This window comes from Streptomyces naganishii JCM 4654, from assembly GCF_014650575.1.
GTDB lineage: Bacteria > Actinomycetota > Actinomycetes > Streptomycetales > Streptomycetaceae > Streptomyces > Streptomyces naganishii.
The window spans coordinates 435,908-450,906 of the sequence record NZ_BMVF01000003.1; the positions used below are offsets into that span (position 1 = coordinate 435,908).

The following is a 14,999-nucleotide window of genomic DNA, read 5'->3' on the forward strand; positions in this document are numbered from 1 at the left end:
AGGAACCCCTTCGTGCCCGAATCCCGTGTGCCGCGCCGGCGGCGGTATCTCGTCTGCGAACCCAGACACTTCGCCGTGCAGTACGCGATCAACCCCTGGATGCGACCCGACCAGCACGTCGACGTGTCCCTGGCCCAGACGCAGTGGCAGACGCTGATCAGCGCCTACCGCGCCCACGGCCACACCGTCGAGACCGTGGAGCCCGTGCCCGGCCTGCCGGACATGGTGTTCGCGGCGAACGCCGCGGTCGTCGTCGACGGCCGCGTCTTCGGCTCCCTCTTCCACTCGCCGGAACGCCGGCCCGAGTCCCACCCCTACGACACCTGGTTCAAGTCGGCGGGCTACGACGTCTACCGCCCGGAGTCGGTCTCCGAGGGCGAGGGCGACTTCGTGCCGGCCGGGCGCTGGGTGCTCGCCGGGACCGGCTTCCGCACCACGCGCGAGGCACACCGCGAGGCGCAGGAGTTCTTCGGCGTCCCGGTCATCGGCCTGACCCTGGTGGACCCGTACTTCTACCACCTGGACACGGCGCTGTTCGTCCTGGACGACCACAACATCGCCTACTACCCGGAGGCGTTCTCCCCCGGCAGCCGCGAGGTGCTGGCCCGGCTCTACCCGGACGCGGTGATCGCCACCCGGGAGGACGCGATGACCTTCGGCCTCAACTCCGTGTCCGACGGCCACCACGTGTTCATCTCGCCCGGGGCCACGGCCCTCGCGGAAGAGCTCACCCGCCACGGTTACGTCCCCGTCCCCGTCGACCTGTCGGAGTTCCACAAGGCCGGCGGCGGTATCAAGTGCTGCACCCAGGAGATCCGCTGATGACCGCACCCGCCCGCACCCGCACCTCCGCCGAGCTGATCGAGGCCGAGGAGCCGGTCCTCGCCCACAACTACCACCCGCTGCCCGTGGTCGTCTCCGGCGCCGAGGGCACCTGGGTGGAGGACGTCGAGGGCCGCCGCTACCTCGACATGCTGGCCGGCTACTCGGCCCTCAACTTCGGCCACCGCCACCCCGCGCTGATCGAGGCCGCCCACCGCCAGCTCGACCGGCTCACCCTCACCTCGCGCGCCTTCCACAACGACAAGCTGGCCGGCTTCGCCGAGCGGCTGGCGGCGCTGACCGGGCAGGACATGGTGCTGCCGATGAACACCGGCGCCGAGGCGGTGGAGAGCGGCATCAAGGTGGCCCGCAAGTGGGCGTACGAGGTCAAGGGCGTCCCGGCCGACCGGGCCACGATCGTGGTCGCGGCGGACAACTTCCACGGCCGTACGACGACGATCGTCAGCTTCTCCACCGACGAGACGGCGCGGTCGGGCTTCGGGCCCTTCACCCCGGGCTTCAAGGTCGTGCCGTACAACGACCTGGCGGCGCTGGAGGCGGCGGTCGACGAGACCACGGCGGCCGTGCTGATCGAGCCGATCCAGGGCGAGGCCGGCGTGATCATCCCGGACGACGGCTACCTGGCCGGGGTGCGCGAGCTGACCCGCCGGGCCGGCTGCCTGTTCGTGGCCGACGAGATCCAGTCCGGTCTCGGCCGCACCGGCCGCACCCTCGCCGTCGAGCACGAGGGCGTGGTGCCGGACGTACTGCTGCTGGGCAAGGCGCTGGGCGGCGGCATCGTGCCGGTGTCGGCGGTCGTCGGCAGCCGGGACGTGCTCGGCGTGCTGCGGCCGGGCGAGCACGGGTCGACGTTCGGCGGCAACCCGCTGGCCGCCGCGGTCGGCACGGCGGTGGTCGAACTGCTGGAGACCGGCGAGTTCCAGCGCCGGGCCGAGGAGCTGGGCGCGGTCCTGGGCGAGGGGCTCACGGAGCTCGTCGGCAAGGGCGTGGTGGGCTTCCGCGCCCGTGGTCTGTGGGCCGGCGTGGACGTGGACCCGGCCATCGGCACCGGCCGCGAGATCAGCGAGCGGCTGATGCGGGAGGGCGTCCTGGCCAAGGACACCCACGGCTCCACGATCCGGCTGGCGCCGCCGCTGACGATCACCGAGGACGAGCTGCGCTCGGCCCTCGGCTCCCTGGAGAAGGCGCTGGCGGGCTGACGCCCGTCGGACACCCGGGGGCGCCGGCGGCTGTCGCCGGCGCCCCCGGCCTGCCGTCTACTGGTTGGGCTTGGCGGCGCTGATGTCGCCCAGGGCCGAGCCCGGGTCGCGCTCGATGGCGAGGTCGCCGAGCGAGACGATGCCCACGGCGTGCCCCTGGTCGACGACCGGCACCCGGCGCACGGAGTGCTCGCGCATCAGCCGCACCGCCTGGTCCAGGTCCTCGTCGGGGGTCACGGTGAGCAGGTCGCCGCTGCACGCGGAGGCGACGGTCCGCTGCTCCGGGTCGCCGCCCTCCGCCAGCGCCCGCACCACCAGGTCGCGGTCGCTGACCAGGCCGCGCAACTCCTCGCCCTCGGTCACCAGGACCACTCCGATGTCCTCGTCGCGCATCTTCTGCGCCACCGTGGTCACCGAGGTCTGCGGTTCCACCGTCACCAGGTGGCTGGTCATGATGTCGCGTACGTGCTGAGCCATGACGCCTCCTCTCGTCGGGTCCTGCGGTGCCGTTCACCGCGCTGTGCCCGCCGGGTACCCGGCGCGTGCGGTGCCGCACCCGGCATGCCGGGTCCGGCGTGTTCCGTCACCGAACGCGTGCCTGCCCGGCGGGATGCCGGGTACCCGCCGCGGTGACGGGACTCTTTGAGGAGATGACTCCCATGCTGCTCATCGGACTGCTCCTCCTCGCGGCGACCGGCGCCTTCACCGCCCTGGCCATCGCCGGCAACATGTCCGGGGGCCCGGAGTACACGGTGTCGATGCTCGGCAACGACATCGCCAGGATGGACACCCTGGAGGTCTTCAGCGCCGGGCTGGCGCTCGCGCTGATCTTCTGCCTGGGCCTGACGCTCCTGGCCGGCGCCGCGACACACCGCCGGGGCACGCACCGGGCCGCCCGGCACTACGGCCGCACGGAGCCGGGCCCGCTGGACGGGACCACGAGCCGCGGTCCGCGCCCCTGAACGGGCCCGGCGGGGGCGGTCAGTGGTAGGCGTGCACGACCGCGTGCCCCTTGCCCCGGCCGATCATCCACCGGTTGACCGGGGTGGTCAGCAGGAAGGCCAGGGCGAGGGAGAGGACGAGCGACACCCAGAACACGGCGTCGGCCAGACCGGCGTCCATCGCCCCGGGCACCCCGACCATGACGGTGTTGTCGATGAGTTCCATCACCGCGATGGACACGGTGTCGGCGGCGAGGGCGACCTTCAGCGCCTCGCGTGGCGGCAGGCCCGACCGCAGGACGCCGCGCATGGTGAGCGCGTAGCCGAAGACGAAGGCCAGCGCGATGGAGACGACGACGGTGGCCGCGTTGTGCAGACCCGCGGCGGTGCCGACGACCATGCCGAGCACCTCGCCGATGGCGCATCCGGTCAGGCAGTGCAGGGTCGCCTGGGAGGCCATGCGCCAGGAGACCGCGGAGTGCCGCGGTTCGTGGCCGTGGTGGTGGACGTGCGCCGAGTGGTTCATGCCGTTCCCCCTTGTCGACGAGGTTTCCGCACACCTCAACCACATACCCCCTGGGGGTATTCCACCCGTCTTGCGCCGACCGGGTGACGTGTCCTCACTCGCCGGTGTCCGCGCGCTGCTTGCGGCGCCGCAGCACATGGCGGACGACGAACCCGACGACGACGAGGCCCAGCGCGATGAGGACGTACCGCTCGTACTTGACGATCTCTTCGTAGACGGTGTTGATGTGGCTGCCCGCGAAGTAGGCGATCGTCAGCCACAGACCCACCCACAGGGCCGCGCCGAGCGCGTTGAAGGCGACGAAGCGGCGCCAGGGCATGCCGGAGGTGCCGGCGATGATGCCGTTGGCCTGGCGCAGGCCCTCGATGAAGCGCGCCACCGTGACGATCTTGCCGCCGTGTCTGGCGAAGAACCGCTCGGCCTTCTCGAACCTCTCCGGAGTCAGGAAGACGTACTTCCCCCAGCGGTGCACGAAGGCGCGCCCGCCGTAGTGCCCGATGAGATACCCGATGTTGTCCCCGGCGACGGCGGCCGCGAACGCGATCGCGCCCACGACGATCACGTTGAGCTCGCCGGCACCGGCGTACACGCCCGCGGCGATCAGGATCGTCTCGCCGGGGGCCGGGATGCCGAAGTCCTCCACGAAGACCACGCCCCCCACGGCCCAGTAGCCGTAGTGGCTGAGCAGCGGTGCCAGGTGCGCGAGGGGACCCGGAAGCGGAGGGGCCATTCCCCCACCGTACGACGTGCCGCGCCGGCGACGGCGGTTCCAGGGGCCACACGTGCGCCACTGACCCCTGTGATCACGTCACTCTCAGCGATCGGGTTGATACCTACCGCTCAGTAGTACCAGGCTGACCGTGCCGCGACCGGTTCCGCGTCACTGTGCCTGCACTTACACTGACACCCCATTCGACAGACACGTTGACCTGCGAGAACGCGGCGGTTGAGCAGATCCGCACGAGTGAGGAGCGACCCCTTGTTCTACTACCTGCTCAAATACGTCCTGCTGGGACCACTGCTGCGGCTGGTCTTCCGCCCGCGGATCGAGGGGCTCGAGAACGTACCGGCGTCCGGTGCGGCCATCGTCGCGGGCAACCACCTGTCGTTCTCGGACCACTTCCTGATGCCGGCCATGCTCAAACGGCGCATCACCTTCCTCGCCAAGGCGGAGTACTTCACCGGTCCGGGCGTCAAGGGCCGCCTCACCGCTGCCTTCTTCCGCAGCGCGGGGCAGATCCCGGTCGACCGCTCCGGCAAGGAGGCCGGCCAGGCCGCGATCCGCGAGGGGCTCGGGGTGCTGCGCGAGGGAGAGCTGCTCGGGATCTACCCGGAGGGCACCCGTTCGCACGACGGCCGCCTCTACAAGGGCAAGGTGGGCGTCGCGGTGATGGCGCTGAGGGCGCAGGTGCCGGTGATTCCCTGCGCCATGATCGGCACGTTCGAGGCGCAGCCGCCGGGCAAGGTGGTGCCGCGCGTCCACCCGGTGGTCATCCGCTTCGGCAAGCCCCTGGACTTCTCGCGCTACGCGGGCATGGAGAACGAGAAGGCGGTGCTGCGCGCCGTCACCGACGAGATCATGTACGCCATCCTGTCGCTGTCCGAGCAGGAGTACGTCGACCAGTACGCGGCCGTGGCCAAGGCGGAGGAGGCGGCGGCCAAGGGCGAGAGGGAGCGCAAGTTCCCGCGGGCGCCGCTGGGATGACCTGCGCGCCACCGGCGAAGGGCGTGGTACGGCGAAGGGGCGGTACGGCGAAGGGGCGGCCGGGGTCGAACCCCGGCCGCCCCTCGTGCGTCGCGTCCCGGTGTTACGGCTTCGGGGTCGCGTGCGGACCGCAGGTCACGTCCGCCTTGTCCACCTTGCCGGTGAGCAGGTAGGCGTTCACCCGGTCGTTGATGCACGGGTTGACCAGGCCGGTGACGCCGTGGGAGCCGGCGTCCTTCTCGGTGATCAGGCGGGAGCCCTTGAACCGCTTGTGCAGTTCGACGGCGCCCTGGTACGGGGTGGCGGCGTCACGCGTGGACTGCACGATGAGCACCTGCGGCAGGCCCTTGCCGGTCTTGACGTTCACCGGGGTCTGCTGCTTGACCGGCCAGGTGGCGCACGGCAGGTTCATCCATGCGTTGGACCAGGTCAGGAAGGGGTACTTCTTGTTCAGCCGCGTGTTGTCCGCGTCCCACTTCTTCCAGCTGGTGGGCCACTTGGCGTCGGTGCACTCCACGGCCGTGTAGACGGCGTTGCCGTTCTCCGCGGAGATGTTGCCCGCGGTGTCCGACATGTTGGGCGCGGCCGCGTCGACGAGCGCCTGGGTGTCGCCGGCGTAGTACTTGCTGAACACCGTCGCCACCGGGATCCACGCGGAGTCGTAGTACGGGGCGCTCTGGAAGAAGGCGAGCAGCTCGGCCGGGCCGACCACGCCGCCGATCGGGTTCTTCTTGGCGGTGGCGCGCAGCTCGAGCCACTTGGCCTGGACGGCGTCGCGGGTGGTGCCGAGGTGGAAGGTCGCGTCGTTCTTGGCGACCCAGTCCTGCCAGTCCTTCCAGCGGCCCTCGAAGGCGACGTCCTGGCCCAGGTTGGCCTCGTACCAGATGTTCTCCCGCGCCGGGTTGACGACGCTGTCGACGATCATCCGGCGGATGTGGCCCGGGAACAGGGTGCCGTAGACGGCGCCGAGGTAGGTGCCGTAGGAGACGCCCAGGTAGTTGATCTTCTTCTCGCCGAGCGCGGCGCGGATGACGTCGAGGTCGCGCGCGGTGTTCGGCGTGGTCATCTGCTGGAGCATGGCGCGGCCGGTGCGGTCCAGGCAGCCCTCGGCGTACTCGCGGGCCAGCTTGCGCTGGGCCAGCTTGTCCGCCTCGGAGCCGGGCACCGGGTCCATCTTGGGCGCCTTGACGAACTCTTGCGGGTCCATGCAGGAGATGGCCGCGGAGTGGCCGACACCGCGCGGGTCGAACCCGACGAAGTCGTAGGCCTTGGCCACGTTCGCCCAGACGGGGTTCTTGGAGGTGACGCGGGCCGGGAAGCGCAGGCCCGAGCCGCCCGGTCCACCCGGGTTGTAGACCAGGGCGCCCTGGCGCTCCTCCTTGGTGCCCGTGTTGCCGATCCGGTCGACGGCGAGCTTGATCTGCTTGCCGTACGGATGGGCGTAGTCGAGCGGCACCGACACGTAACCGCACTGGATCGGCTTGGCCAGCCCCCAGTCGGCGGGGCAGTCCTGCCAGTGGATGCCGGCCTTCGCGGCGCGGGCCGCGGCGATCGCGGCGCCCTTGGCCTCGCGGTCCTGGCCGTGCCGGCTGTCCGCGCTGGCGGCGGGAGCCGAGACGGCACCGGCTATCAGGGCCGCGGTGAGCAGCGCACCGGCCGAACCGAACGCCGCCACACGGCTCTTCGGTCTCATGTCCCTCAAGTGGGACCTCCCCGTACATCGTTGCGAATGGGATACGGGGATCCTTCCGGCTGTGAGGTCTCTGAGAACAGGGGTTGTTGACCTTCTTTGCCAATCCGATAACCGGCACGGTGAGTTCCGCTGAGCGGAGAAACGACTGCTCCCCCGGGGCCTCCCGTACCCCGGCGTCCGCCCGGCACCGCGGGCCCAGGCCACCGCCGCGACGGTCCGGCGGAGCACCGCCTCCCGGGAGACGGTGTCGCGGCCTCCGGCGACCGGCGTGCCCGGCGCGTCTTCGGCGCGGGTGGCCTTCGGCCGGCCCATGGACTCACGGACCACTTGGCCGCCGGTCGGTCAGAGCTCCCCGGACACGATCCGGACACCCGTCGCCGGTACGAGCCCGACGTCGAGCCCGACGTCGACCAGGATGACGGGGCCTGAGGGCCACGCAGGCGCTCGCGGCTCGGGCGGGCCAACTGCGCGACGCGCTCACCCTGATGCACCAACGCGGCGGGACGGAGTCGCACGCGGCCACCTTCGCGCGGGCGCTGCGCGCGCTGGACGGGGAGCGGCGCACCGCCCGTGTCACCGTCCCGCCAGGCCAGGGCAGTTGACGCACCCTCCGGCGAGCGCCGCACCCGGCGACGACGAAGCGCGGGCCGCCGAGTCGAAACGGACCAAATGACGTACCCCCTTTCAGCGTAGGAACGCGTCCTTTTTCGGCACCGTCCGGGTTGCGCAACGCGCGTGCCCGGATGGCGGAATGGGGCGTTCCGGTGCTGGTCCGGGGCTCGCCGCCAAGAGCGACGACCGTTCGAACGCACGGGTGTCCACCCGAACGGGTGAGTGGTGAGTAACAACACAAATCCCCGGTTGCGTTGGGATTTTCGGACATCCGTGGGTGAAGATCCGTGTCTGACGACAAGCCCCCGCCACAGCGGCGGGGCGGTCCGCGCGGACGCCGAGTCCTGCCGCCGCGCGGATGACCGGTCGACGGAAGTGGATCGGCAGGAGTGGAGGACCCAAGCACGACGGGTCGCCGGAACGGTCACGCCATGACCGGACCGAGCAGCCCTTGGGGTGAAGCCGCGGCAACGCGGCCGGGCAACTTCGCCAGCCCGAATCCGACAGGTCATCCTTCACAGGCGGCTGACGAAGGGTTGCGCATGACTGCGCTCAATCGTGTCCCGTCACTGATGGCCCGGGCCGGCACGGCCTCCGCCCTGACCATCGCCGCCGTGGGTGGCTCCATCGTGGTTCCCGGCGTGGCCTCGGAGGCCTCGGCAGCCACCCTGGGGACGAAGGCGCTGCAGGTCGCGGCGTCCAAGAAGGGCTCGCCCTACCAGTGGGGAGCGACAGGGCCCCGCCGGTTCGACTGCTCCGGGCTGACGCTGTACTCGTTCAAGAAGGCGGGCAAGAAGCTGCCCCGCACGGCGGCCCAGCAGTACAACAAGACCCACCACATCTCCGCGAGCAGCCGCCGGGCCGGGGACCTGGTGTTCTTCCACTCGGGCTCGTACGTCTACCACGTCGGCATCTACGCCGGCGGCGGCAAGATCTGGCACGCCCCGAAGACCGGGGACGTGGTGCGGTTGCAGAAGATCTGGACGAGGAGCGTCTGGTACGGCCGGGTCAACTGACCCGCGCGCGGACACGGTGACGGCGCCCGACGCACCGTCACGGCCGCCGCCCGGCCGCGCTACGGCTCCTGCCGGCCCGCTGCCGTGACCGGGTGGGCGGGGACGCACCACGGAAGTTCGATGCTGACCGTCTTGCCGCCCTCGCGGGTGGGCCGCACGGTCAGCCGGCCGCCGCACTCCGCGGTGAGCCACCGGATGATCACCATGCCCCGGCCGTTGTCCTGCTGGACAGCGGCCGGCAGGCGTTTGGGGAACCGCGGATGGCTGTCGGTGACCCCGATGCGCAACTGTTCGTCACGCTCCAGGGCGAGGTCCACCGTGAAGGTGGGCGACTGCCCGAACGTGTGCTGCACGGCGTTGGTGGCGAGCTCGGAGACGATGAGCCGGACCGTGTCGCAGGTGTCCGCCTCCGGTGGCATGCCCCACTCCGCCAGCGTGCCCAGGGCGTAGGCCCGGGCAGCGGAGACCGAGGCGGGATCGCTCGGCAGAGTGACGGATGCTTCCAGATGGTCTGCCATGGCGACGTCGTCCCTTTCCCGCGGGACCGTGAGTCCGACACGGAGCGGATGGTTCGAGTACGGTCCCGGACTGGTGCTTCGTCGTCAGACTGCCATCACGAACCGGTCCTGGGCGGCGATCCACCAAGATATGCATATATCTGTCGCTCGAAGCGGTGAACTCTGCGAGGGCAAACCGTACTGGGGCGGCCCGGGAGGAGTAAGGAGTAGCCCATGCAGCACGGCCCCGCGGTCCGCCGCCGGAAGCTGGGCGCCGAACTGCGCGCGCTGCGCGCCGCCGCCGGTCTCACCAGTGGGCAGGCGGCCCGGCTGGTGGGCTGGCACCAGTCGAAGGTCAGCCGGATCGAGACCGGCGCCAGCGGGGTGAAACCGGCCGATGTGCGGTTACTGCTGGACGCCTACGCGGTACGGGACGCCCAGTTGCGCGAGTTGCTGCTGGTGCTGGCGGGCTCCGAGGACGGCGGCGGCCGGGACCACTGGTGGCACGCCTACCGGGGCGTGCTGCCGCCCGCCTACCGCGACTTCATCAGCCTGGAGTCGCAGGCGAGCGCGATGCGCACCCTGGAGACCTCGGTCGTGCCGGGGCTGCTGCAGACCCCCGAGTACGCCCGCGCGGTCACCCGGGCCGCCGTGGAGGGGCTCGACGACGAGCGGCTGGACGCGCTGGTGGAGGTGCGGCTGGCCCGGCAGGACGTACTGCGGGCCGACCCGCCGCTGCGGCTGAGCGCGGTGCTGGACGAGGCGGTGCTGCGCCGGCAGATCGGCGGCCCCGAGGTGATGGCGCGTCAGCTCCGGCGGCTGGCGGAGGCGGCCCGGCTGCCCCAAGTGCGGTTGCAGGTACTGCCGTTCGGCTCGGGTGCGCACATCGGCCTCACCGGGCCTTTCGTTATCTTCTCATTTTCGAACACTTCTGATCTGGATGTGGTGGTTCTCGACCACTTGACGAGTAGCCTCTACCTCGAACGGAAAGAAGACCTGGAGGCCTATACGGAGGCCTTCGACACTCTTCGGAGCCATGCCCTCTCGCCCGAGGACTCGTCGGATTTCATCGCCGGATGCGCCGACATCAGTGGCGGCGCGTCACCGCGCTAAGGAGGCACCATGACCGCTCTGCCTCGGAACGTACCGTCCACTACCGATCTGCACGGCGTGCGATGGCTGCGCAGCAGCTACAGCACCGGGGCCAACAACTGCGTCGAGACGGCCCGGCCGGCCTCGGGGCCGGGCGCCGGACTGCTCGCCGTGCGCGACTCCAAGGACCCGGCCGGGCCCGCGCTGCTCTTCTCCCCCGCGAGCTGGGCGGACTTCACGGCCGCGGTGCACCGCGTGCCGCACCTCTAGAACCCAGGACCTGATACCTCTCAGTCCGGCGACGCCCGGCCGTGTCACGCCGACTCATGGCCGTGTCTCGCCGATGACCCGTACAGCGCGTTCGATCTGATCCCCGGAGAGGTCCGCGCGGGCGGTCAGCCTCAGCCGTGAGACACCGTCGGGCACGGAAGGAGGACGGAAGCAGCCCACGGCGAGCCCGGCGGCCCGGCAGTCGGCCGCCCACCGCACGGCCCCCTCCGGGGACGGAGCCCGCACGGAGACCACCGCGGCGTCCGGACGCACCGCCTCCAGGCCCGCGGCGGTCAGCCGCGCGTGGAGCTCACCCGCCACCTCACGCGCGCGTGCCGCCCGTTGCGGCTCGCGGCGCAGCAGCCGCAGCGCCGCCAGGGCCGCGCCCGCGGCCGCCGGTGCGAGGCCCGTGTCGAAGATGAACGTACGGGCCGCGTTGACCAGGTGGTCGACGACCCGCGCGGGACCGAGCACCGCCCCGCCCTGGCTGCCCAGCGACTTGGACAGCGTGACCGTCACGACCACGTCCGCCGCGCCCGCGAGGCCCGTAGCCAGCGCGGCCCCCCGGCCCCCGTCGCCGAGGACGCCGAGACCGTGGGCGTCGTCGACGACCAGGCCCGCGCCGCGCTCCCGGCACACCGCCGCGAACTCGCCGAGCGGGGCCGCGTCGCCGTCCACCGAGAACACGGTGTCGGACACCAGGACCGCGGGCCCCTCGTGCGTCCCGAGCGCCTTGCGCACGGCCTCCGGGTCGGCGTGCGGCACGACCTGCGTGACGCCCCGGGCCAGCCGGCAGCCGTCGATCAGCGAGGCGTGGTTGCCCCCGTCGGACACGACCAGCGTGCCGTGCGGGGCCAGCGCGGTGACCGCGGCGAGGTTCGCGGCGTAACCGGAGGAGAAGACGAGCGCCGCCTCGAAGCCGCAGAACTCGGCCAGCTCGCGCTCCAGTTCGGTGTGCAGCTCGGTCGTCCCGGTCACCAGCCGGGAGCCGGTGGAGCCGCCGCCCCAGGTGCGCGCCGCGGCCGCGGCCGCCTCGGTGACCTCCGGATGGCGGGCCAGTCCCAGGTAGTCGTTGCTCGCCAGGTCCAGCAGCGGCGAGTCGGCCGGGCGGGGGCGCAGCGTCCGTACGAGTCCGGCCCGGCGGCGCGCGTCCGCCTGCTCGTCGATCCAGCCGAACGCCATGGCTCCTCCGGGGCTTTTGTAGGCAGTGGACAGACACTAGCGGGCGGACCGGGCGCCCATGGTGTGGCAATACCCACACGTCGATGCGTCTCTGTTGTGCAAAGTCTCCTTGGCCCGGGGCGGCCCCGTAGGACAGGATCGGCTTCCATGGACCTGCTGAACACGCTGGTGGACAAGGGGCTTCGGCGCGAGCTGCCGACCCGCGAGGAAGCTCTGGCCGTGCTGGCCACCTCCGACGACGACCTGCTCGACGTGGTGGCCGCGGCCGGGAAGGTGCGCCGCCACTGGTTCGGACGGCGGGTGAAACTGAACTACCTCGTCAACCTCAAGTCGGGCTTGTGCCCCGAGGACTGCTCCTACTGCTCGCAGCGCCTCGGCTCGAAGGCCGACATCCTCAAGTACACCTGGCTCAAGCCCGACGACGCCTCGAAGGCGGCCGCGGCCGGGCTGGCGGGCGGCGCCAAGCGGGTGTGCCTGGTGGCCAGCGGGCGCGGTCCGACGGACCGTGACGTGGACCGGGTCTCGGACACCATCAAGGCGATCAAGGAGCAGAACGAGGGCGTCGAGGTGTGCGCCTGCCTCGGCCTGCTCTCCGACGGCCAGGCCGAGCGGCTGCGCGAGGCCGGCGCCGACGCCTACAACCACAACCTGAACACCTCCGAGTCGACCTACGGCGACATCACCACCACCCACACCTACGCCGACCGGGTGGACACGGTGAACAAGGCGCACGCGGCCGGTCTGTCCGCGTGCTCCGGTCTGATCGCCGGCATGGGCGAGAGCGACGAGGACCTCGTCGACGTCGTGTACTCGCTGCGCGAGCTGGATCCGGACTCCGTTCCGGTGAACTTCCTGATCCCGTTCGAGGGCACCCCGCTCGCCAAGGAGTGGAACCTGACCCCGCAGCGCTGTCTGCGGATCCTCGCGATGGTGCGGTTCGTCTGCCCCGACGTGGAGGTCCGGATCGCGGGCGGCCGCGAGGTGCACCTGCGCACCATGCAGCCCCTGGCCCTGCACTTGGCCAACTCCATCTTCCTCGGCGACTACCTGACCAGCGAGGGCCAGGCCGGCAAGGCCGACCTGGAGATGATCGCGGACGCCGGCTTCGAGGTGGAGGGCGCCGGCGAGGTGACGCTTCCGGAGCACCGCGTGACGGCCGGGACCGGGGCCGGGGTGTGCGGCTCGCACGAGGACGCCGGGTGCGGGTCGCACGAGGGCGCCGGGTGCGGGTCGGCGGAGAGCGCGGGGTGCGGGTCGCACGAGGGCGCCGGAGTGTGCGGTTCCGCCGCGGCTCCCGTCGCGGAGACGAAGGCGGCGGGCGAGCCCCGCACGGACCTCGTGGCCGTACGCCGCCGGGGCGCCGGCACGGATCTCGCGCCCAATGCCTGAGGTGCCCGCCCTGTCCGTGCCCGAACTGCTGGACCTCGACCGCCGGCACGTGTGGCACCCGTACGGCCCGATGCCGGGCCGTACGGAACCGCTCGTCGTGGAATCGGCGAGCGGGGTGCGGCTCAGGCTTGCGGACGGCTCGGGCGAGCTCGTGGACGGCATGTCGTCCTGGTGGGCCGCGATCCACGGCTACCGCCACCCGGTGCTCGACGAGGCCGTCCGCGAGCAGCTTTCGCGGATGAGCCACGTCATGTTCGGCGGGCTCACCCACGAGCCCGCCGTCCGCCTCGCGAAGCTCCTTGTCGACATGTCACCCGACGGCCTGGAGCACGTGTTCCTCGCCGACTCCGGCTCGGTGTCGGTCGAGGTGGCGGTCAAGATGTGCCTGCAGTACTGGCGTTCGCTGGGCCGCCCGGAGAAGCGGCGCCTGCTGACCTGGCGCGGCGGCTACCACGGCGACACCTGGCAGCCGATGTCCGTGTGCGATCCCGAGGGCGGGATGCACGAGCTGTGGTCGGGCGTCCTGCCCCGCCAGGTCTTCGCCGATGCGCCGCCGGCCGCGTACGAGGAGTCGTACGCCGCCCATCTGCACGACCTGATCGAACGGCACGCCGGCGAACTGGCCGCCGTGATCGTCGAGCCGGTGGTGCAGGGCGCGGGCGGGATGCGCTTCCACTCCCCCGCGTATCTGCGGACGCTGCGCGAGGCGTGCGACGCGCACGGCGTGCTGCTGGTGTTCGACGAGATCGCCACCGGTTTCGGCCGCACCGGTGAGCTGTTCGCCGCCGGGCACGCGTCCGTGACTCCGGACGTGATGTGCGTGGGCAAGGCGCTGACCGGTGGCTATCTGACGATGGCGGCGACGCTGTGCACCGCGCGGGTGGCCGACGGCATCTCGCGCGGCGAGGTGCCGGTGCTGGCGCACGGTCCCACGTTCATGGGCAACCCGCTGGCGGCCGCGGTGGCGTGCGCCTCGGTCGAACTGCTGCTGGGCCAGGACTGGCGCACCGAGGTGAAGCGGATCGAGGCGGGCCTGCGCGACGGGCTCGCCCCGGCGGCCGGACTCGACGGGGTGCGGGACGTGCGCGTCCTGGGCGCCATCGGCGTGGTCCAGCTCGACCACGAGGTGGACATGACGGCGGCGACCCGGGCCGCCGTGCACGAGGGCGTCTGGCTGCGCCCGTTCCGGGACCTGGTCTACACGATGCCGCCGTACGTCACGGGCGACGCGGACGTGGCACGGATCGCGCGCGCGGTGTGCGCGGCAGCACGGGAGGGCTGAGATGCCGGTACTGGTGATCACGGGAACGGGCACGGAGGTCGGCAAGACGGTCACGACGGCCGCGGTCGCCGCCGCTGCCCTCGCGGCCGGGCGGTCGGTGGCCGTGCTCAAGGCCGCGCAGACCGGGGTCGGGCCGGACGAGCGCGGCGACGCCGACGAGGTCGCGCGGCTCGCCGGACCGGTGACGACGGCCGAAGTGGCCCGCTATCCCGAACCGTTGGCGCCCGGCACGGCGGCCCTGCGGGCCGGGCGCGCCCCGGTGCGCCCGCAGCAGGTGGCCGAGGCCGCCACCGGGCTGGCCGCCGGGCACGACCTGGTGCTGGTGGAGGGCGCGGGCGGGCTGCTCGTACGGTTCGACGAGGAGGGCGGCACACTCGCGGACGTGGCGGAACTGCTGCGCGCCCCGGTGCTGGTGGTCGCCCAGGCGGGGCTCGGCACGCTCAACACGACCGAGCTGACCGTACGGGAACTGCGGCGCCGCGAGCTGGACCCGCTCGGCGTGGTGATCGGCAGCTGGCCCGCCGAACCCGACCTCGCCGCCCGCTGCAATGTGGCCGATCTGCCGCAGGTGGCCGGCGCTCCCCTGCTCGGCGCGCTGCCGGAGGGCGCGGGGTCGCTCGCGCCCGGCGGATTCCGCGCTGCGGCCCCGGACTGGCTGGCGCCCCGCCTCAACGGCAGGTGGGACGCGGAGGCGTTCACGGTGCGCGAGTGCCCGGCGCCGTTCGCTCCGGCGGGCGTGCGCTGAGGCCGGA

General features: G+C 71.9%; 16 protein-coding genes, 1 pseudogene and 1 riboswitch. Of the genes and pseudogenes, 11 read left to right on the forward strand and 6 right to left on the reverse strand.

What is annotated here, in order from left to right; translation table 11 throughout:
* The first annotated feature begins 12 nt into the window (after positions 1-12).
* Together ddaH and rocD are read left to right on the forward strand one after the other, a co-directional pair.
* A complete protein-coding gene (gene ddaH, locus IE217_RS07335; protein ID WP_190176898.1) occupies positions 13-822 on the forward strand; it encodes a dimethylargininase in 810 nt (269 codons plus the stop codon).
* The gene (gene rocD, locus IE217_RS07340; RefSeq protein ID WP_190176899.1) at positions 822-2,042 is read left to right on the forward strand and encodes an ornithine--oxo-acid transaminase; all 1,221 of its coding nucleotides are present in this window, start codon (positions 822-824) and stop codon (positions 2,040-2,042) included. Before ddaH ends, rocD begins: the two co-directional genes overlap by 1 nt.
* A 57-nt stretch (positions 2,043-2,099) precedes the next feature.
* Here the strand turns inward: rocD and IE217_RS07345 are convergent, their stop codons facing one another.
* The gene (locus IE217_RS07345; protein ID WP_190176900.1) at positions 2,100-2,519 is read right to left on the reverse strand and encodes a CBS domain-containing protein; all 420 of its coding nucleotides are present in this window, start codon (positions 2,517-2,519) and stop codon (positions 2,100-2,102) included.
* Positions 2,520-2,701: 182 nt separating this feature from the next.
* On the opposite strand from IE217_RS07345, the gene IE217_RS07350 reads away from it, so the two are divergent.
* Positions 2,702-3,004, forward strand: a complete 303-nt coding sequence (locus tag IE217_RS07350) for a hypothetical protein (RefSeq protein ID WP_190176901.1) — start codon at positions 2,702-2,704, stop codon at positions 3,002-3,004.
* A 19-nt stretch (positions 3,005-3,023) separates the two neighbouring features.
* On the opposite strand, the gene IE217_RS07355 is transcribed toward IE217_RS07350, so the two are convergent.
* Both IE217_RS07355 and IE217_RS07360 read right to left on the reverse strand, forming a co-directional pair.
* Positions 3,024-3,509 (reverse strand): DUF4396 domain-containing protein, encoded by a 486-nt coding sequence (locus IE217_RS07355; RefSeq protein WP_190176902.1) that lies wholly within the window; start codon positions 3,507-3,509, stop codon positions 3,024-3,026.
* Positions 3,510-3,603: 94 nt separating this feature from the next.
* The gene (locus IE217_RS07360; RefSeq protein WP_190176903.1) at positions 3,604-4,239 is read right to left on the reverse strand and encodes a DedA family protein; all 636 of its coding nucleotides are present in this window, start codon (positions 4,237-4,239) and stop codon (positions 3,604-3,606) included.
* A gap of 249 nt (positions 4,240-4,488) precedes the next feature.
* On the opposite strand from IE217_RS07360, the gene IE217_RS07365 reads away from it, so the two are divergent.
* Positions 4,489-5,214: a lysophospholipid acyltransferase family protein gene (locus IE217_RS07365; protein ID WP_190176904.1), complete on the forward strand. Its 726-nt coding sequence runs from the start codon at positions 4,489-4,491 to the stop codon at positions 5,212-5,214.
* A 103-nt stretch (positions 5,215-5,317) separates the two neighbouring features.
* Here IE217_RS07365 and IE217_RS07370 read toward each other — a convergent pair whose 3' ends face one another.
* Positions 5,318-6,916, reverse strand: a complete 1,599-nt coding sequence (locus tag IE217_RS07370; protein ID WP_190176905.1) for an alpha/beta hydrolase — start codon at positions 6,914-6,916, stop codon at positions 5,318-5,320.
* A gap of 410 nt (positions 6,917-7,326) precedes the next feature.
* Between IE217_RS07370 and IE217_RS07375 the strand changes: the two are divergent.
* Both IE217_RS07375 and IE217_RS07380 read left to right on the forward strand, forming a co-directional pair.
* Positions 7,327-7,509: pseudogene (locus tag IE217_RS07375) on the forward strand (hypothetical protein); the annotation flags it as partial.
* A gap of 367 nt (positions 7,510-7,876) precedes the next feature.
* Positions 7,877-8,058, forward strand: a riboswitch (cyclic di-AMP (ydaO/yuaA leader).
* Between the two features lie 3 nt (positions 8,059-8,061).
* Positions 8,062-8,535, forward strand: coding sequence for a C40 family peptidase (locus IE217_RS07380; RefSeq protein ID WP_190176906.1), 474 nt, complete (start codon positions 8,062-8,064; stop codon positions 8,533-8,535).
* A 59-nt stretch (positions 8,536-8,594) separates the two neighbouring features.
* Here IE217_RS07380 and IE217_RS07385 read toward each other — a convergent pair whose 3' ends face one another.
* Positions 8,595-9,053, reverse strand: coding sequence for an ATP-binding protein (locus tag IE217_RS07385; protein WP_190176907.1), 459 nt, complete (start codon positions 9,051-9,053; stop codon positions 8,595-8,597).
* 213 nt (positions 9,054-9,266) lie between these two features.
* On the opposite strand from IE217_RS07385, the gene IE217_RS07390 reads away from it, so the two are divergent.
* Positions 9,267-10,145 (forward strand): helix-turn-helix domain-containing protein, encoded by an 879-nt coding sequence (locus IE217_RS07390; RefSeq protein WP_190176908.1) that lies wholly within the window; start codon positions 9,267-9,269, stop codon positions 10,143-10,145.
* Positions 10,146-10,154: 9 nt separating this feature from the next.
* Positions 10,155-10,394 (forward strand): DUF397 domain-containing protein, encoded by a 240-nt coding sequence (locus tag IE217_RS07395; RefSeq protein WP_190176909.1) that lies wholly within the window; start codon positions 10,155-10,157, stop codon positions 10,392-10,394.
* A gap of 54 nt (positions 10,395-10,448) precedes the next feature.
* Here IE217_RS07395 and IE217_RS07400 read toward each other — a convergent pair whose 3' ends face one another.
* Positions 10,449-11,576, reverse strand: coding sequence for an 8-amino-7-oxononanoate synthase (locus IE217_RS07400; protein WP_190176910.1), 1,128 nt, complete (start codon positions 11,574-11,576; stop codon positions 10,449-10,451).
* Positions 11,577-11,723: 147 nt separating this feature from the next.
* On the opposite strand from IE217_RS07400, the gene bioB reads away from it, so the two are divergent.
* Genes bioB through bioD form a run of 3 tightly spaced genes read left to right on the forward strand, consistent with a single transcriptional unit; the run spans position 11,724 to position 14,992 of the window.
* On the forward strand, positions 11,724-12,965 hold the full coding sequence (gene bioB / locus IE217_RS07405; RefSeq protein ID WP_190176911.1) for a biotin synthase BioB: 1,242 nt from the start codon (positions 11,724-11,726) through the stop codon (positions 12,963-12,965).
* The gene (locus IE217_RS07410) at positions 12,958-14,247 is read left to right on the forward strand and encodes an adenosylmethionine--8-amino-7-oxononanoate transaminase (RefSeq protein WP_190176912.1); all 1,290 of its coding nucleotides are present in this window, start codon (positions 12,958-12,960) and stop codon (positions 14,245-14,247) included. The genes bioB and IE217_RS07410 overlap by 8 nt, the downstream gene beginning before the upstream one ends.
* Position 14,248: 1 nt before the next feature.
* Positions 14,249-14,992, forward strand: a complete 744-nt coding sequence (bioD, locus tag IE217_RS07415; protein ID WP_190176913.1) for a dethiobiotin synthase — start codon at positions 14,249-14,251, stop codon at positions 14,990-14,992.
* Positions 14,993-14,999: the final 7 nt, after the last annotated feature.